This is a genomic window from Stutzerimonas sp. C6.4V, from assembly GCF_058536345.1.
The window spans coordinates 14,285-32,150 of record NZ_JBZUBM010000003.1 but is presented as its reverse complement, the minus strand read 5'-3'; the positions used below and the strand labels follow the sequence as shown (position 1 = coordinate 32,150).

The window sequence follows — 17,866 nt, the reverse complement described above, 5'->3', positions numbered from 1 at the left end:
GTAGAGGTACCGGCATGATACAAGCAGTAGTTTTCGATGTGTTTGGCACGCTTCTCCAGATAGGTGAGCGCCGCCATCCTTTCCGCCAACTGATGCAGAACCTGCGGCTTCAGGGCAAAACACCAAGGCCGGATGACGCACGGACTCTGATGACTCGAAATCTGGGCTTGGCTGGAGCTGCCGATTATTTCGGTGCGCAGTTGAGCAACTCTGAGTTAGCTAGCCTTGAAAGCGACCTTTTCACCGAGCTGGCCAGCGTTCGCCTTTTCGATGATGCGTTGGAGTCGCTAAATCAGCTAAAGGACGCCGGCCTGAATCTCGCGTTGTGCTCCAATCTCGCAGCCCCATATGCGATTCCGGCCAAACTGTTACTGCCGTCGTTCGATGTTTACGGATGGAGCTTTGAGGTTGGGACAATAAAGCCTGAGCCCGCAATCTATCGTCAGATGATCGAACAGCTTGGCTGCGAAGCCTCCGCTATCGCAATGATCGGTGACACGTTGCAAGCCGATATGCTTGGTCCAATTGGGCAAGGCATGCGGGGCTACCACCTACAGCGTGAAGGAAAAGCCGATCAGTGCGGCTTCGTCTCGCTGATGGACTTTGCAGCCCACGTTCTGCAATACCCACCATCCGCCAACGGCTAAAGCGGCGTCGCCAGTTTTAGCTGACGCCGCTAGACCCGGATGGCTTACAGGCATGAAGACACCCTTTTTCTGTAACGGGAGCTCCTTCAACCCTTGAGCGCCAGAATACGCCGAGCGCCGTTGAGAACGATGAATCCCACGACGGTACCGATAATCAGGTCTGGGTAGTTGGACCCAGTCCAAGCGACGAGCGCTCCGGCGACTATGACGCCCATGTTGATGACCACATCATTGGCGGAGAATATCCAGCTCGCTTTCATGTGAGCACCACCTTCCCGGTGTTTGGAAATCAGCAGCAAACAACCCGTGTTGGCGAGCAATGCCAGGAACGCGACGGCCATCATTATCAGCGACTCGGGCTCGCTGCCGAATATAAAGCGTCTGATCACCTCTACGAGCACGCCGAGGGCCAAAATCAGCTGGAGCACACCAGCAAGGTGTGCAGCACGCACCTGCAGATTGACGCTGCGCCCAACCGCATAAAGGGCCAGGCCGTACACTGCCGCGTCAGCGAACATGTCGAGCGAATCGGCAATCAGACCCGCGGACCTGGCAATCAGGCCAGCAGTCATCTCTACCACGAACATGAAGGCGTTGATGCCTAACAGTAAACGTAGGGAGCGGGATTCCTGTGTAGAGTTCGCCGGATTCTCGGCGGCTTTGATCATCTCAGGGTCTGCCGCGACAGTTTTCTGAAGAGTGGCGCCTAGCCCTAACGTCGCCAGCTTTTTGGTTATGGGCTCAACGGCACTGTCATGCATGACATCTAACCGACGGTCCGACAGATCAAAAGTCAGCTTCCGAACTCCGTCCAAACCATTCAGCGCCAAGCGGATCATTCGCTCTTCTGATGGACAATCCATCTTGGGCACGGCGTAAACACTGACCCATTGCCCCGTCGTATCGGAAGGGTTTTGCATATCGGCATCAGCGGCTGGTGTCGCATCGCAGCCGCAGGGACCATCGGACTTGCTCATGATACGGCTCCACTTGAAATCGAAGATGGGATCATTAAAAGCCTTATAGCTACTATAAGGTCAATAACGCAGAGCCGATGAGGATTCACACGATGCGCATTGGTCAGTTAGCAAGGCTAATAGGGATTGATACACAGACGATCCGCTTCTATGAGCAGCAGGGCTTGTTGCCACCGCCTGATCGCCAGGCGAACGGCTATCGTGTCTACACCGAGAAGCATGGCGAGCGGCTAGCTTTCATCCGGCGCTGCCGAATCTTGAATCTGTCACTTCCAGAGATTCACGCACTCCAAAGCTACCAGGATGACCCTCGCCAGCCTTGTACGGCCGTCAATGCCTTACTCGATGATCACATTTCTCAAGTCAGATCCCAGATAACCGCTCTGCAATCACTCGAACGACAACTCGTTTCACTGCGGGCTAATTGCAACGATGGGCGGGAAGTTGAGGCTTGCGGCATTCTCGCCGGAATTAGCGAGGACGCATGCATTAAATGAACGGCGTTGGGGCTTGCGGGCCTGGTTACCCGGCCAACGCGCATGCCCTCGAAATGGTTGTTTGTCCCTGTGGTTTTTGCCCCTTCGTAGTGATGGCTGTCTCCGTGCGGTATCACTTTGAGTCAGGCCTGCCGAGGAAACGTGAGTTCAAACGTGGTCCGACCGTCTTTGCTGGCGACGGCCACGTGGCCTTTGTGGAGGTTCATCACTGAGCGGACAATCGCTAGCCCCAATCCTGCCCCGCGAGGTTGTATGCCGTTAACGCGGTAAAAGCGGTCGAACAGATGTGGGAGATGATCCGATTCGATAGTCGCGCCATGATTGGTGACAGCCAGCGAGACGATGTCTACGTCCTCCTCAAGGATCTTAAGTTCGACCGTACTGCCAGTATTTGAATGCCGCAGCGCGTTGGATAGCAGGTTGGAAATGGCCCGCTGGACCATAAGTCGATTTCCCAAAATCATGGCATCGCCCGTTACTGTCGTAGCGACTCCCGCTTCTTCGGCAAGGACTTCGAAGTATTCACATACGCGCCTCGCCTCGCTTCCTAAAGATAATTGTTCGAGCTTCAGTGCTGGGCTGGCGTGGCTGGCCTGGGCGAGAAACAGCATGTCTGACACGATTCGATCCATGCGTTCGAGTTCTTCAACCGACGACTCGATCACCTCCCGATAATGCTCCTTGCTTCGCTCACGCACCAAAGTCACCTGCGCCTTGCCTATCAGGTTGTTCAGCGGAGTTTTTAACTCATGAGCCACATCGTCCGAGAATTGTGACAGTTGCTGAACGCCGTCATCGAGTCGATGAAGCATTACGTTGAGGCTGTGCGCCAATGCCTGGAGCTCTTGCGGAAGCCGATCGGTGCGGATTCGAGGTGATAGATCCTGTGTAGATACCTTAGTCGCCAAGGCCCGGAACTTGCGAAGCGGCCGCAAGCCATTTTGGGCGATTAGCCATCCAGCCAATCCGATCAATATCAGTAGCATCGGCACGGTCACTAAGGCCGAGCGCAGGAATGCAGCCACCAGCCGTTGATCGGCACTGCGATCTTGCGAAAGTAAAAGCGTCATTGGAGCCAGTCCCGGGACTTGGATTTGCTTGCGCCCGGTTAGCATCTGCACGCCATCTTTCGTTGTCCAGCCAAGATAGTCGCCGTCCCTGCTCACGAGATCCAGCTGCTGCGGCGCATTGGCGAATCGGCCGATACTGAAAATGGGTGATTTCGCTGTATCGCCGATGACCGTAATCGAAAGGTTGTCATGGCCGAGTACGGTATCGCTCAATGCGTGTTGCCAGGAGCGGCCCATACGGGCTTTGGTGTCTTCGAGGAGTCCATGATCGATCTGAGAGAGCTTGGCCGTCACTTCCTCCTGGGCGCGCAGTTCCAGTTGGCGCACCAGTACCCAGTAGCTCAGTGCAATCAGCAGCGCGACCAAAGCGGCGCCGGTCAGTGTGATTTGAAGCGCGAGACGCGATGCGAGGCTGAGTGGCTTCAAGGCCGCGCCTCCAGCACGTAGCCCACACCCCGGATGGTGTGTATCAGGCGATCGCCGAAGGGTTCGTCCACTTTCATCCGCAGGCGACGAATCGCAACATCCACCACATTGGTATCGCAGTCGAAATTGATGTCCCACACCATGGCAGTTATTTCCGTACGCGTGAGGACTTCGCCAGTCCGGCGCATGAGCAGATGCAATAACGCAAATTCTTTGCTGGTGAGGTCGATACGCTGACCGCTCCGGTAAGCCCTATGCCGGGCCGGGTCCAGTTCGAGGTCGGCTACACGCAGGTTGCTCGGAAGTGTGACTGCCTCGCCTCGCCGCAACAGTGTCCGGATACGGGCAAGCAGCTCGGGGAACTGGAACGGCTTGACCAGATAGTCGTCGGCGCCCGATTCCAAGCCGCGGACTTTTTGCTCTAAGCGGCCATTGGCAGTCAGCATGATGACGCGTGTCTGCTTACGCCGCCTGATGAGTTCGAGAACCTCCCACCCATCCATGGTTGGCAGATTCACATCTAGCAGCACGATGTCATAGTCGTTCTGCAGTGCCAGGTGAAACCCATCGAGGCCATCACTTACGCAATCGACCAAGTAACCACATTCGATAAGACCCTGCTGCAAGTATTCCGCAGCTTTGATCTCGTCTTCGACAACCAGGATGCGCATGTTTTGAGGTAACTCGGCAAGGAGGTGCGCGGTAAGCGGAACCAAAAAAATCCATGTAGTAACTAGGTCAAGACGAAAGCGGCTTGGCTCTAGCGTGAAAGGCAGAGGCGAAAAGATCTGCCCAGGGAAGCGGGAAGCACTTTAACGCGGTAAAAGCCCTGTGAGGGCTATCTTGCGAATTTGTAATCTACCGGTCATTTGGTTGACCCGCAGCGCGAGCGGGTGCACCAAACGAAAAAAGGCGCCCTGATGGGCGCCTGAAACACATCTTCAAACCAAGGGAGCAAAACTAAAGAAGATGTGGTGTTGCTCATGGTGTTTCACAAGATCGAGAGAGGGTACTCGGCGATGAATCGGACCTCATCGAGGTCGGACTCGAAAGCAGTCGCCCGCGTGGTAGCCTGGCGCACCCGCAGAGACAAATCCTTGAGAGAGCCAGTCTGTACAACGTAGCGGGCTTCGACGTCGCGTTCCCAGCGGTTCTGTCCCGTCAGCGGCGCACCGTTATCGTCTTGGCGCATGTACACCTCGTTCGCGTTGCTGTAATCGGCGCCCCAACCGCGGGCGTAGCGGGTCATGAAAGTAAGCCCGGGTATGCCGTACTCCGCCATGTTCAGGTCGTAGCGCAGCATCCAGGACTGCTCTTTAGGTGAGTTGAAATCACTGTACTGAATGGAGTTGTTCAGGTAGATCGAGTCCGCCTGGCGCAAGTAGTCAAAGTCGTTGTTACCGTTGTTTCGCTGATACGACGCCGTGACGGTGTGCGCGCCGAAGGCGACACCCAGGCTGGAGCTCCAGATGTTGTTGTTGAACTCGCCCAGCAACTCACGGCCTTCGTCGGTTGCCTTGTAATAGTTGAAGCTGGCCAGCAGCGCGACGATATCGGAGAGCGGATAGGTGGCCGACGCACCGAAGTAATGCTGGTTCCAGGCATCTTTGAGGCGGCTGGTGTACAGGCTAAGACTGATATTTTCATTCACGCTGTAGTCACCGCCTGCGTAGCCGAGCCAAGGCGCGTCTACGCCCCCGCCGTAGAAGGTGACGAAGTCTTCGTTCATGTTACTGGTGTTGGGCTGGCTCATCGCGTGCAAGCGGCCTCCCTGAAGGGTGAGGTCGTCCAGCGAGTTGTTCACAACGGTGACACCCTTGAAAGACTCCGGCAGCAGCCGAGAGTCGCCGAAGTGCACGACAGGTGTAGTGGGAAATACATCGCCGGCCTTGATCTCGGTGTCCAGCAAGCGTGCTTTCACCGCGCCCCCCACCCGTGTGAAGTCATCCTCAGGATCGCCAGCGCTGTCGTGGGGAAGCAGGTCGATGCTGCCGCCCACACCGGAGCGCCCCGAACCGGAGTCGAGCTTGAGGCCGAGCATGGCGAAAGCGTCGAAGCCAATCCCTACCGAGCCTTGGGTATATCCGGACTCGAAGAAGGCCATCAATCCGTGGGCCCATTCCTCGGAGTAGCCATTGCCGGCGGCACTCTCACCGTCGCGAAAATCCCGATTGAAATAGAAGTTGCGATTTATCAGCGATAGCGTGCTGCCTTCGATGAAGCCCTCGGCTGTTTCCGATTGGGCAAAGACCGGGGCGCTGCCCAATGCCAGTGAAAGGGCTGTCAGCGAAAAAACGGCCTTTTTGCTCATGATGATGCTCCTTATGTACGGCAGGTCAGTGCTCGAATGACGCCTTTCGCCTTTTTGTTTTTAGCGCTTGGCCATGTTCTTCCCCTAGAGATGACGGCAGGATTAGCGGCAAATGACTATTTTGTAATCTGAGGAAGCCCAATCGCGCACTCCTTCGATTACAGATTTGTAATGTTGCGGTCACCAGGTCGTTATCCACACTTATTTAAAGTCACCACCCCATAGCCATCAGCTATCTCGCCGGCTTGGCAAGGCTGATAAAAACGCTTTCGTGTATTTGTCTACTAAATTCAGGGCGAATCACTATCGCAGTAGAGGCGCATGTGTTTCGCGTCTTGGCGGGGGTAGTTCTTATGATTGGATTCGACATCTAAACCAGGAAGTCATCGTTTTGCCTTGGATGAGAAAAATAGTTTTGCTGATGTTGCTAGCCTTGTTCCCATTGCAATCATCATGGGCAGTTGTTAGCACGAGCTGCAGTCATGAGGATGGTTCGGCAGCAAATCATCTTGGACATCACGAACATCCGCACGAGTCTCTGGGTACTGACGAGGAAGGATCGTCAAAAGCCGCAAAAAAAATCAGTCTGGATGGAGACTGTGTCTTTCATGGCGACCATATCAAGCCGCTTATAACGAAAGGGATCTGTCCTGGTTCGGTATTATCAATGAGCTTGAAACCGTTTCCTTCTGCTAGCTACGCATCGGCTGAAGCGGGGCGTCCTGAGAAACCTAATTGGCGCATCGGTGCAAAACCGGTGGGACGCCAAAGTAACCAGTAAGCGCCATTTATCTGTATCTGACGTCTCACCGAACCTTCCCTTTTTTTAGGAGATTTCGGTGCGAAAAGCTCTTTTCTCGCTGGGGTTGACGACGTTGTCGTGCAATCTCGCCTTTGCGCAACCCTTAGAGTTGCCGACCTTCACACAGACCTTACCTGTCGGTGTGTCAAATACATTCCCCGTTGAGTCTGTCGAATCCATAAGCTTTCTACGCGCCTTGGAACTCGCTAGCTCTGCAAGCCCTGAACTGGCTGTTGCAAGACGTGAGCTGGCTGCTTCTCGCGCATTAATTAGCCAAGCCGGAGCACGTCCGAATCCAATATTGTCCGCTAGCCAGGAGGGAATCCGGGGCGATGCCCCGGAGACCACGCTTGAACTGAGCCAAGAAATAGAGCTGGGTGGTAAACGTTCGGCTCGTATTGAGGCGGCGCAACGAGCCTTGGACGTAGCAGCTGCTGACCTACAGGACGCCCAAGCTCGACTGAGGGGGGCAGTGATGGGCGCGTACTACGATGTGCTTACTGCTCAAGAACGGCTGGACCTCGCTCAGGCTGCTTCAAAGCTTGCGAAGCAAGCAGTGAACGTGGCCAATCGACGTGTGAGGGCCGGCATGGTTTCTCCCGTAGAGGAAACCCGGGCGCGGGTTGCGGCTACTGGAGTGCAAGTAGAGCTTGCCCAGGCCACAGCTGAACTCGAAGCTGCGCGCACTCGGCTGGCGGCCAACTGGGGAAATCCACAGCCACGCTTTGAGCGAGTAAAAGAGCCGGCAGAGGCAGTGCCTCCTCTTCCCGAGCTAGCTGAGCTTTATAGCCGTTTGAACGATTCCGCCCAACTAACCCGCGCGCGTCGGGAGGCTGAAAGACGTCGGGCTGCGTTAAAGCTGGAAAGGACGAATCGCTTTTCTAACGTGACGGTTAGCGTAGGTGCCCAACGCTCAGATGAATATAACGGCACGCTGGGATTGGTGAGTATCTCGATGCCCCTGCCGTTGTTTGATCGAAACCAAGGCAACATCGGAGCAGCGCAGGAACGGGCCTACCAGGCGCAGGACGAGCTCAACGCCGTCCATATACGCCTGAAAAGCGAACTTTCCCAAGCGCACATGCGGCTGCGCACTGCTCGCCAGCAGTTTGAACTGTTGCGCAACGATATGCTCCCCAGTGCCCAAAGCGCTTATGAAGCTGCCAGCAAGGGGTTCGAACTTGGAAAATTCACGTTCCTTGACGTACTGGATGCTCAACGCACGCTTTTCCAAGCCCGATCTCAGTACCTGTCTGCGCTATCACAAGCTAACCAGGCGGCGGCAGAAATCTCGCGAATTGTCGGAGATGGGTCGGCCGTTATCACCTCGGCCACTCAGCCATAGGAATCCATATGAAAAGTAAATCGAATACATCTTCCTTGGCTGGTCACAAGAAGCAGATTTTTTGGATCGTCGTCATATTAAGCGTGGCACTTATGCTTGGCGGATTGCTTCTTCGCAGTAGTCCAGCTGTGCCCGATGCGGGCGACGCACATAGCGAGCATGGTGACGAATCGGAGCATGAGGATGAAGGGCATTCGGATGAGGATGCAGAAGCCGAAGGAGATCATGGCCATGATGAAGGAGGCGCCGATAGCGATCACGAGGTCGGTGCGGCAGAGAAAGATGAGCATGAAGATGAGCCCGAGGGAGCGGAGCATACTGAAACAGCAGAGGTAGAACTCTCAGAGACACAAATCCTAGCCGCCGGCATCTCACTGGCAACTGCTCAGCCCGCAAAGATAAAAAGCGCAATTGAGCTGCCTGGCGAAATTACATTCAACCAAGACCGCACAGCGCAAGTTGTGCCTCGTCTCTCAGGTGTCGTTGAAGCGGTCAAAGTCGATTTGGGCGAACAGGTGAAACAGGGGCAAGTACTTGCTGTGATCGCGAGTACAGACCTGTCGGAACGTAGAAGCGAGTTCTACGCGGCGCAAAAACGTCTTGCATTGGCTCAAAAAACCTATCGACGCGAAAAGGAGCTATGGGAAGAGCGTATTTCTGCGGAACAGGATTATTTACAGGCACAACAGGCTTTACGGGAAGCAGAGCTGACTGTTGCGAATGCAAACGCACAGCTACAAGCGCTTGGCAGTGATGCTGGCAAGCCAGACGCATTGAGCCGCTACGAACTCAGGGCGCCGTTCGATGGGATGATCGTTGAGAAGGACATCACGCTCGGTGAGTCAGTCAATACCGATGACCAGATATTCATCATTTCCGATCTCTCCACCGTGTGGGCAGATATCAGCGTTCCTGCCAATGCACTCAGCGCGGTACGAGTAGGCAGCAATGCCGTTATCGAGGCCACAGCATTCGAGTCCAGTGCCAATGGAACCGTTTCTTATGTCGGCTCACTTGTTGGTCAGCAAAGCCGCGCCGCTACCGCCCGGGTCACACTTCCCAACCCTGAAGGGGTTTGGCGCCCCGGCCTGTTCGTCAAAGTGCAGGTAGGCGCTGGCGAAGCATCCGTGCCAGTCGCAGTAAGTCCTGATGCGATCCACACATTGGAAGAAAAGCCGGTGGTGTTTGTACGGACCGACCATGGCTTTGCTGCTCAGCCAATCGTGAGTGGCCGCAGCGATAGTGACGCGGTCGAAATCAAGGAAGGCCTCCAGCCCGGAGCGCGCTATGCCTTGGATAACAGCTTCATCATCAAGTCCGAGCTTGGCAAAGCCAGCGCCTCGCATGCTCACTGATACGGAGTTATAGAATCGTGTTCGAACGTATCATTCGTTTTTCTATCGAGCATCGCTGGTTGGTTATGCTAGCCGTGCTTGGCATGGCAGCGTTAGGAGCTTACAGCTACCAAAAGCTGCCTATCGATGCTGTCCCGGATATCACCAACGTACAGGTGCAAATCAACACTGCGGCGCCAGGTTATTCCCCGCTGGAAGTGGAGCAGCGTATTACCTACCCGCTCGAGACGGTAATGGCTGGGCTGCCCAAGCTCGAGCAGACACGATCCTTGTCTCGATATGGACTTTCTCAGATCACAGTTATTTTTGAGGAAGGCACTGACATCTATTTTGCCCGCCAACTTGTGAACGAGCGCCTGGGAGGGGCCAAAGATCAGCTCCCAGATGGCGTCACTCCAACACTTGGCCCTATTTCCACTGGGCTTGGCGAAATCTATTTTTGGACGGTTGAAGCTGAGGAAGGTGCCACCAAATCGGACGGTACGCCGTATACCCCTGCTGACTTGCGTGAGATTCAAGATTGGATCATCAAACCGCAAGTCCGAAATGTACCTGGTGTTACTGAGATCAATACGATCGGAGGATATGCAAAGGAATATCAGATCGCCCCCAACCCAGACACTTTGCGGTCGTTTGGACTAACACTACAAGATTTGATCGAGGCGGTTGAGCAAAACAATAACAATCTAGGTGCCGGATATATTGAAAAGCGCGGCGAGCAGTATCTTGTTCGCGCTCCAGGACAAATGCAGTCTGTGGAGGACATCCGCGATACCCTTATTAGCAACGTTGACGGTACCCCAGTGCGTATCCGCGACGTTGCGACGGTCGAGGTTGGAAAGGAGCTCCGCACTGGCGCAGCCACCGAGAATGGCCGCGAAGTGGTACTAGGTACGGCCTTCATGCTTATCGGTGAAAATAGCCGAGTAGTTTCAAGGGCTGTCGACGACAAGATGAAAGAGATAAACCTTTCGCTTCCGGAAGGCGTAAAGGCAATTACTGTCTACGATCGAACTGTACTCGTAGACAAAGCTATATCCACCGTTAAGAAGAACCTCACTGAGGGTGCCATTCTTGTTGTGGTTATACTTTTTCTCTTCTTAGGCAATATCCGGGCGGCGATCCTAACCGCGCTTGTGATACCGCTTTCTATGCTCTTCACGTTCACCGGCATGGTAGCCAATCAGGTCAGCGCCAACCTGATGAGCCTAGGCGCATTGGATTTCGGCATCATTATCGATGGAGCCGTGGTGATTGTTGAGAACTGCGTGCGTCGACTTGCACACGCTCAGTCCCATCACGGACGGGCATTAACACTGTCCGAACGGCTTCATGAAGTATTCGCTGCGGCAAAGGAAGTGCGTCGGCCTCTATTGTATGGGCAGCTGATCATTATGATCGTGTATCTGCCGATATTCGCCCTTACAGGGGTAGAAGGTAAGATGTTCACGCCCATGGCGTTTACCGTAGTGACAGCGCTATTCGGGGCGATAATCCTTTCGGTGACGTTCGTCCCGGCGGCCGTTGCGCTCTTTATCGGTAAGCGGGTTACGGAAAAGGAAAACTTTCTAATCCGCAATGCTAAACGGGCCTACGCACCTGCGCTCGATGCGGTAATGGCCAACAAGCCAGCAGTGCTCACCTTTGCGGTAGTTGTAGTCATACTTTCTGGCCTCGTAGGGTCACGTATGGGCAGTGAATTCGTGCCTAGCCTCAACGAGGGAGACTTCGCTATCCAAGCCCTTCGTGTACCAGCTACCAGTCTTAGTCAGTCTGTAGAGATGCAGCAGCAGCTGGAGCGAAAGCTTATGGATGAGTTTCCGGAGATTGAACGCATATTTGCGCGAACTGGCACTGCGGAAGTGGCATCGGATGCTATGCCTCCAAATATCTCTGACGGGTACGTCATGCTGAAGCCACAAGAACAGTGGCCGGATCCAGGCAAGTCGCGTAATCAGCTCTTAAGCGAGGTGCAAGCATCCGCCGCTGAGTTGCCGGGCAATAACTACGAGTTTTCCCAGCCGATTCAGCTGCGTTTCAACGAGCTGATTTCCGGAGTTCGTGCCGCGGTAGCCGTGAAAATCTATGGTGATGACATGGACGTTCTTAACAGCACGGCGGCGGAAGTATCCGAGGTGCTAGGACAAGTACCAGGCGCTTCAGAGGTTACGGTCGAGCAGACGACTGGCCTTCCCATGCTCACGATTGATATCGATCGCGATCAGATCGCACGATACGGCCTGAGTCTAGATACCGTCCAGCAAGCGGTTGCAGTAGCTATCGGTGGCCGAGAGGCAGGCACCTTGTTTCAAGGAGATCGGCGTTTCGATATCGTGGTTCGTTTACCGGACGAGATACGCAGCGATCTCGCCGCAATTGAGCGGCTTCCAATTGCCCTTCCAAGGGAATTAAACAGCACCATAAGTTATATCCCCCTCGGCGAGGTGGCCACCCTGGATTTGGCCCCCGGTCCGAATCAGATCAGTAGAGAAGAAGGGAAACGGCGAATTGTCGTCAGTGCAAACGTCCGTGGTCGTGACATTGGATCATTCGTATCTGAGGCAGAACAGAAAATCCAGGCCCAGGTAGATATCCCGGCAGGTTATTGGATCGACTGGGGCGGTACCTTTGAGCAGCTTGAATCGGCAACGAAGCGGCTGCAGATTGTCGTCCCCGTGGCGCTGCTCCTGGTCTTCATTCTGCTTTTCATGATGTTCAACAATGTCAAAGACGGTTTGTTGGTCTTTACAGGGATTCCATTTGCGCTCACCGGAGGCATTGTTGCGCTGTGGCTCAGAGATATCCCATTGTCCATTTCAGCAGGTGTTGGCTTTATTGCTCTGTCAGGCGTCGCCGTTCTAAATGGCCTGGTAATGATCTCCTTCATCCGTAGCCTACGGGAGCAAGGTTTACCTCTGGACACTGCGATCCGCGAAGGTGCCCTTACCCGGCTACGACCGGTATTGATGACAGCCTTAGTGGCTTCACTCGGGTTCGTTCCAATGGCCTTGAATGTGGGTACCGGTGCAGAGGTACAACGTCCCCTTGCGACGGTGGTGATCGGGGGGATTCTCTCCTCAACGGTGCTAACGCTATTAGTTTTGCCGTTGCTCTACCAGATGGCTCATCGACGCGAAGACGAATTGGAGGAGCAAGAAATCGCGTTGGCCGCTGACAGAACAAGCTAGAGATTGGATGGCGGCACACAACGCCCCGTTCTTGCTAGCTAGCGAGAACGGGGCGCGTTAATTATCGGAGCGCAGTTTCATTAGCGGCGCAGCGGACAGCACAGCCTTTGTGGCGCAGTCTGATGCATCTAAGCGGTAAATAAAAAATTGCTCAGCGCTTAGTGCGTATGACTTTCGCTACATACGCGTCCTTGACCTGATGGCTTTCACCCACGGTGAGCTGACGAAGGATTATGCAAACAGCGACTGACCTGCCCCGGTCGGCAGCAAAGGGCGATAGCTACGACAAAGCCCTGGCTGGAACGATCAGCGGGCTGTGCAAGGCCGAGCTGACACCGTCAATCATGGGCGAACCGTGAGGCCTTTGAGATAGCGACCCAGACATGGGTGCGCTGTACGCCACAGCGTCTGTTCAGCTCACTCGGACATGATCCTTGCGAAGGCTAATAACAACAGATCAGGCAATGGCGGCCTGACTTAAACGAAACGGCTTATATAAATTCCGGGCGATTCGCTGGTAGCGATGTTGCGGGCAAGTTATGGAAACAAAAAAGCGCCCCGAAGGGCGCTTAGAGTGCAACTGCTTCCAAAGGAGATTGGAAGCTGCAGGAGGCGAATATCGTTCAGATATGAAGCGGTTAGTCAGCTTTGGTTTCTTTCTTGCTTTCCGTATTGTTCTGATCTTGGCGGGTATCCTTAATCTGTAATTCGTCTATTTTTCGTTTGGCGGATTCGGTTCCGTGAATTCGTTTTTGATCTGCTCGGAATTTTTCATTAAATTTAATTGAGCGGTCGTAACCATCTTCTGCATAAGACAATGCGGAGCCGCAGATTACCAAACCAACAACAATAGCTTTCAACAGATTCATAGGGCAGTCCTCGCTAAATTCAAAGGTGGCTTGCTGAGCTTTCTCGCTGAGCCCTGCAGGTTCGAATGAATTTTGCGTGATTGAAGTTAACAGCAGCATGAGCCAAGCATTACATTATTGAAATGTAATGCTTCCATTGCGCGGTGACATGAGCGCCTTGCTTCGTCATGTCAGCACCGAGGCGCACCAATCTGCAAGGGCCTATCCTACGAAAAGAATGATTGGAAGATTACAATTTTGTCATCTTCGGATTGACGCCGCATCATCTATCATTAGCGAGCAACGTCGTTTAACGTTTGAGAGGGATCGGCCAGTTATCGGCAAGTTTCAGACGATAATGCACGAACTCGCTTGAGAGTGGTCGCATTTCTGTCAGTGTGGTTTGGAAGGCCAGATGGTATTGGTGCTAGTATTATCTATTACTTTTTTGGGCTCCCTATCCTTGTCTTATGTTATTTAAGGACGGTTAAAAACCAATGGCTCACGAACATAACCATAACACCGAAGCCATAGGCGATAAGCGTTTAATCGCTGCCATTGGCGTTAATACTGTGCTAACTCTGGCACAAGTTGTTGGAGGAATACTTTCTGGCAGTTTATCGCTCATAGCTGACGCGCTACATAACTTGAGCGATGCCGCATCACTGGTTATTGCGCTCATCGCACGTAAAATCGGTCGCAAACCGCCAGATGCTTTTAAAACCTTCGGCTACCGACGCAGTGAAACCATAGCGGCTTTGATTAACTTGGTCACGCTGATTATCGTTGGTCTCTACCTCATCTACGAAGCTATAGGTCGGTTTTTTGCCCCACAGCCCATTGAAGGATGGACAGTGGTCGTGGTGGCGGGAATAGCCTTGATTGTAGATGTCGTCACGGCCTTGCTCACCTACACAATGTCTAAGAATAGCATGAATATAAAGGCGGCATTCTTGCACAATGTGTCGGATGCGCTGGCCTCCGTCGGTGTTATTATTGCCGGAACATTAATCCTTCTGTATGACTGGTATTGGACAGATACTGTACTGACGCTGATGATTGCTGGTTACGTGCTATGGCAGGGCTTTAGCATGCTACCTAAAACCATTCACTTGTTAATGGAGGGCGCACCAGAAGGAGTTTCCATCACTGATATAATCAATGTCATGGAGCAAGTGGACGACGTTGTGAGTGTTCACCACGTACATGTCTGGGAAATTGCCGAACATTCAACTGCATTGGAAGCTCACGTTGTCATCAAGAAGGCTAGCCTGCCCGAAATTGAACGAGTGAAGACTGATTTAAAACGTGTACTTCATGAGCGATTCAAAGTCAGCCACTCGACACTTGAAATGGAGCTAGACGGCAGTGTTTGTATCGACACCAGGCAGGCCGACAGTCATCGCAGCGAAGCATAAGCCTGCTTTGCGCTCACCGCTGTTGCTAGACAGTTATCTCGATATCAACGGAGTGAACTTGCGACATCACTCGTTGGCGCTATGTCTTCGACCAGAGACATGCTAGCGGCATGTGGCCAAAGCAGCTCGTCACGAGGAGATCAGGCTAGGTCGTGGCACCTTCGGCAGGCTGCCGCGACGAGCAAGCCCCGCCAGTCGCTACCGCCGCGGACGCTCAGAGCCAGCGGCGGACTCGTGCACGGTAGCGGGCAAATGATTCGCCGAACAATGTTTCCAGCGCCCACTCTTCGGCTGGGATCTGGAAACGGTTCATGTACAGCACGAAAGCAACTACGCCAAGCAGGGTTAGAGGCGAGGCCAAGACCAGCGCCCAAGCCGCCAGGATAATGGCAAAGCCTAAGTACATGGGGTTGCGGCTGTACCGGTAGATGCCAGCCTCCACTAATGCAGAAGCCTGCTGCGGCTGCAATGGATTAACCGTAGTACGCGCGCGGCGAAACGACAGGACGCCGGCGAGGCACACGCCGAGCCCCAGGAGCAGTATTGGCAAAGCGAAGGTCAGGCGCGCGGTCCATGCCAGTTCGAAACCCGGCAATTTGGTTCCCGACAAACCCATCAGCACAGCGATCAGGCCGGCCACGAGCAGCGGTGGCACGCGGTTTTCCAGCGCGCTCATAGTGTCATTCTCGTGCCTTGGCCACTTCGCTGTTCACCAACTGGCGCAGCGGCTCCGGGCCAAACTCGCTGAGCGCACGACCATTGACAAAAAAAGTCGGCGTGCCACGAACCCCAACGGCTTTAACGTCCTGCATGTCCGTTTCCAGCACGGCGTTGACGCCAGGCGTATGCATGTCCTGGCGGGCCTGTTCCAAGTTCAAACCGACGCGCTCTGCAGCAGCCCATGCCTGCGTTACCTTGGGGTCGTCGTGCCAACCGGGTTGGGCTTCCAGCACAGCCCCCAACACTTGTTCATGGAGATTTTGCTTACGCGCCGCCTCCAGCATTCGCGCCACCTCTTCGGAGCCTTGATGGAACAGTACATAGCGCAGCACCAAACGCACGTCTTCCGGGTTCTCGGCGAGGATCTGCTTCACATAGGGGTGGAAGGCGCGGCATGCCTCGCAGGAAGGGTCAAAGAATTCGACGATGGTCACTGGCGCTTGCGCCGGGCCGAACACTGGTGAGTGGAAGCGAACCAACTGGCCGCCGTTCTGTTTGGGTTGTGTCGCGGTCTCTTGGGCTGTCGAACCGGGAGCCTGGGCCTGTTGAGGCGATTGCGAGGGGGAATAGAAGAATGCGGCGGCAGCAAAGACGGCCAGGATCACGACACTGACGATCAGGACCACGGAACGGCGATTCATGGGGTGGTTCTCCGACGGATGATTATGAGCAGGATGGCGATAAGGATAAAAGCGAACAAGGCGAGTGCCGGCAGGGGCACCACGCCGAAGAGGGTCATTCCGGCGCCTGAGCAGGATGGACCAGTGGCCGTGCAGGGCTGGATCGGCTGTGGAATCAGCCCTGCATAGAGCAGCGTGTGAACAAATGCCAGTGCCGCACCGATAGCGGTCAGCGGCAGGGCATAGTGCCAGACGGTGAAATCCGAGCGGTAGCAGGCGATGGCCAGGATCACCGCCAGCGGAAACATGAAGGCACGCTGGAACCAGCACAACACGCAGGGTGCCTGGCCCATCACCTCACCAATGAACAGCGCGGACAGGGTCGATACCAGTGCGACCAGCCAGGTTAGCAGCAGCAGGTTCCAGGGCATGCCTGAAGGTTGAGGATTCATTGCGGTTAACTCCTGGCGATGGCGAGCACTTGCCTCAGACCCGCCATCCAGTTATTTCGAAACATCATGCATCCTCTTATCGGCAGGACTTGTTAGGACCGTTGCGGACTTCGCCCAACGGCAAAGCGAAAAGCAACCAGCCTCAACGCTGGGTTAAATCCGATGCCAGTGGGAGAATGTCGCCCTTGCGCAACAAGGGAAGATATCAGATGTCGCGGGACTGGCTGGAAGAACACCAGATAGCATTTTATTTCGCGGCGGTGGTGGCCGCTGCCATTGCAGGCCTGAGCTCTGCGCAATTCACCGGACTGACGGCCATGGCCATCACACCGGCGATTGCCGTGCTGATGTATGCCATGTTTCTGCAGATTCCTTTTTTGGAGCTGCGAGAAGCTTTTGCCAACCGCCGCTTCGTCGGTGCCTTGTTGCTGGCCAACTTCCTATTGGTGCCATTGATGGTGTGGCTGGTGACGTGGCCGCTCTCATCGAACAAGGCCTTGTTGGTCGGCGCGCTGCTTGTCCTGCTGACGCCTTGTATCGATTACGTGGTGGTCTTCACCCACCTGGGCAAAGGGGACTCTCGTCTGGTGCTCGCGGCGACGCCATTGCTGCTGTTGCTCCAGCTTCTGCTGCTGCCCCTCTACTTGCGGCTAATCCTTGGCCCCGAAGCCGGCACAGTGATCGAGCTGTGGCCCTTCGCAGAAGCCTTCCTGTTACTGATCGTCCTACCCTTGGTAGCGGCTGTGCTCACCGAATTTGGCGGACGCCGATCTCTGCTGCTTCGCGCATGGAGCGCAGGTTGGGCCTGGCTGCCAGTGCCTGCAATGGCCCTGGTTCTAATCGTGGTGGTGGGTTCGCAGATCGCGGCTGTCGTGTACCAACTCGACATCCTGGCGCCGTTGCTTCCGGTATACGGAGCGTTTCTACTACTCGCTCCGGCCCTCGGCGTACTCAGCTCCCGGCTATTTGGCTTGGAGGCTTCTGCCGCACGGGCAGTGGCCTTTAGCTCAGGCACTCGCAACTCGCTTGTAGTGCTTCCCCTGGCCCTAGCGCTCCCGGAGTCCATTCGCGCGCTGGCCGCGGCGGCTGTGATTACTCAGACACTCGTAGAACTGATTGGTGAATTGATCTACTTACGGGCGATTCCAGCCATGGTCAGAAACAGTTGAGCCTCGTCGAAATCGGCGAGA

General features: G+C 54.7%; 16 protein-coding genes. 8 read left to right on the top strand and 8 right to left on the bottom strand.

The features are described 5' to 3' along the window. The first annotated feature begins 14 nt into the window (after nucleotides 1-14). Entirely contained in the window at nucleotides 15-647 is a 633-nt protein-coding gene (locus AC4LFW_RS22070) for an HAD family hydrolase (protein ID WP_003292660.1), read from the top strand. A gap of 86 nt (nucleotides 648-733) precedes the next feature. On the opposite strand, the gene AC4LFW_RS22065 is transcribed toward AC4LFW_RS22070, so the two are convergent. Continuing rightward, nucleotides 734-1,624, bottom strand: a complete 891-nt coding sequence (locus AC4LFW_RS22065) for a cation efflux transmembrane domain-containing protein (protein ID WP_003292661.1) — start codon at nucleotides 1,622-1,624, stop codon at nucleotides 734-736. A 92-nt stretch (nucleotides 1,625-1,716) separates the two neighbouring features. Here AC4LFW_RS22065 and cadR point away from each other — a divergent pair, with 92 nt between their 5' ends. Next, complete coding sequence (cadR, locus tag AC4LFW_RS22060) at nucleotides 1,717-2,121, top strand: Cd(II)/Pb(II)-responsive transcriptional regulator (protein WP_003292662.1); 405 nt, start codon at nucleotides 1,717-1,719, stop codon at nucleotides 2,119-2,121. A gap of 122 nt (nucleotides 2,122-2,243) precedes the next feature. On the opposite strand, the gene AC4LFW_RS22055 is transcribed toward cadR, so the two are convergent. From AC4LFW_RS22055 to AC4LFW_RS22045, 3 genes are all read right to left on the bottom strand, one after another. Further along, entirely contained in the window at nucleotides 2,244-3,617 is a 1,374-nt protein-coding gene (locus AC4LFW_RS22055) for a heavy metal sensor histidine kinase (RefSeq protein WP_003292663.1), read from the bottom strand. After that, on the bottom strand, nucleotides 3,614-4,288 hold the full coding sequence (locus tag AC4LFW_RS22050) for a heavy metal response regulator transcription factor (protein ID WP_008569962.1): 675 nt from the start codon (nucleotides 4,286-4,288) through the stop codon (nucleotides 3,614-3,616). Before AC4LFW_RS22050 ends, AC4LFW_RS22055 begins: the two co-directional genes overlap by 4 nt. A gap of 320 nt (nucleotides 4,289-4,608) precedes the next feature. Then, entirely contained in the window at nucleotides 4,609-5,928 is a 1,320-nt protein-coding gene (locus AC4LFW_RS22045) for an OprD family porin (RefSeq protein WP_014822255.1), read from the bottom strand. Between the two features lie 839 nt (nucleotides 5,929-6,767). Here AC4LFW_RS22045 and AC4LFW_RS22040 point away from each other — a divergent pair. The 4 genes from AC4LFW_RS22040 to AC4LFW_RS22025 all read left to right on the top strand — a co-directional run bounded on the left by AC4LFW_RS22040 (nucleotide 6,768) and on the right by AC4LFW_RS22025 (nucleotide 12,977). Further along, entirely contained in the window at nucleotides 6,768-8,075 is a 1,308-nt protein-coding gene (locus AC4LFW_RS22040) for a TolC family protein (protein ID WP_008569960.1), read from the top strand. 8 nt (nucleotides 8,076-8,083) lie between these two features. Continuing rightward, nucleotides 8,084-9,430, top strand: coding sequence for an efflux RND transporter periplasmic adaptor subunit (locus tag AC4LFW_RS22035; RefSeq protein WP_015275575.1), 1,347 nt, complete (start codon nucleotides 8,084-8,086; stop codon nucleotides 9,428-9,430). Between the two features lie 17 nt (nucleotides 9,431-9,447). Next, nucleotides 9,448-12,618, top strand: a complete 3,171-nt coding sequence (locus AC4LFW_RS22030) for a CusA/CzcA family heavy metal efflux RND transporter (protein WP_015275576.1) — start codon at nucleotides 9,448-9,450, stop codon at nucleotides 12,616-12,618. Nucleotides 12,619-12,851: 233 nt separating this feature from the next. After that, on the top strand, nucleotides 12,852-12,977 hold the full coding sequence (locus AC4LFW_RS22025) for a hypothetical protein (RefSeq protein ID WP_023444716.1): 126 nt from the start codon (nucleotides 12,852-12,854) through the stop codon (nucleotides 12,975-12,977). Between the two features lie 279 nt (nucleotides 12,978-13,256). Here AC4LFW_RS22025 and AC4LFW_RS22020 read toward each other — a convergent pair whose 3' ends face one another. Continuing rightward, nucleotides 13,257-13,586, bottom strand: a complete 330-nt coding sequence (locus AC4LFW_RS22020) for a hypothetical protein (RefSeq protein WP_023444715.1) — start codon at nucleotides 13,584-13,586, stop codon at nucleotides 13,257-13,259. Between the two features lie 377 nt (nucleotides 13,587-13,963). Here AC4LFW_RS22020 and AC4LFW_RS22015 point away from each other — a divergent pair, with 377 nt between their 5' ends. Continuing rightward, entirely contained in the window at nucleotides 13,964-14,884 is a 921-nt protein-coding gene (locus AC4LFW_RS22015; RefSeq protein ID WP_008569956.1) for a cation diffusion facilitator family transporter, read from the top strand. Between the two features lie 214 nt (nucleotides 14,885-15,098). Here AC4LFW_RS22015 and AC4LFW_RS22010 read toward each other — a convergent pair whose 3' ends face one another. Genes AC4LFW_RS22010 through AC4LFW_RS22000 form a run of 3 tightly spaced genes read right to left on the bottom strand, consistent with a single transcriptional unit; the run spans nucleotide 15,099 to nucleotide 16,676 of the window. Continuing rightward, entirely contained in the window at nucleotides 15,099-15,560 is a 462-nt protein-coding gene (locus tag AC4LFW_RS22010; RefSeq protein WP_003292672.1) for a methyltransferase family protein, read from the bottom strand. Between the two features lie 4 nt (nucleotides 15,561-15,564). Then, nucleotides 15,565-16,245: a DsbA family protein gene (locus AC4LFW_RS22005; protein ID WP_008569955.1), complete on the bottom strand. Its 681-nt coding sequence runs from the start codon at nucleotides 16,243-16,245 to the stop codon at nucleotides 15,565-15,567. After that, nucleotides 16,242-16,676, bottom strand: a complete 435-nt coding sequence (locus tag AC4LFW_RS22000; RefSeq protein ID WP_003292674.1) for a disulfide bond formation protein B — start codon at nucleotides 16,674-16,676, stop codon at nucleotides 16,242-16,244. The genes AC4LFW_RS22005 and AC4LFW_RS22000 overlap by 4 nt, the downstream gene beginning before the upstream one ends. 209 nt (nucleotides 16,677-16,885) lie before the next feature. On the opposite strand from AC4LFW_RS22000, the gene AC4LFW_RS21995 reads away from it, so the two are divergent. Further along, on the top strand, nucleotides 16,886-17,845 hold the full coding sequence (locus AC4LFW_RS21995) for an arsenic resistance protein (RefSeq protein WP_003292675.1): 960 nt from the start codon (nucleotides 16,886-16,888) through the stop codon (nucleotides 17,843-17,845). The last annotated feature ends 21 nt before the right edge of the window (nucleotides 17,846-17,866 follow it).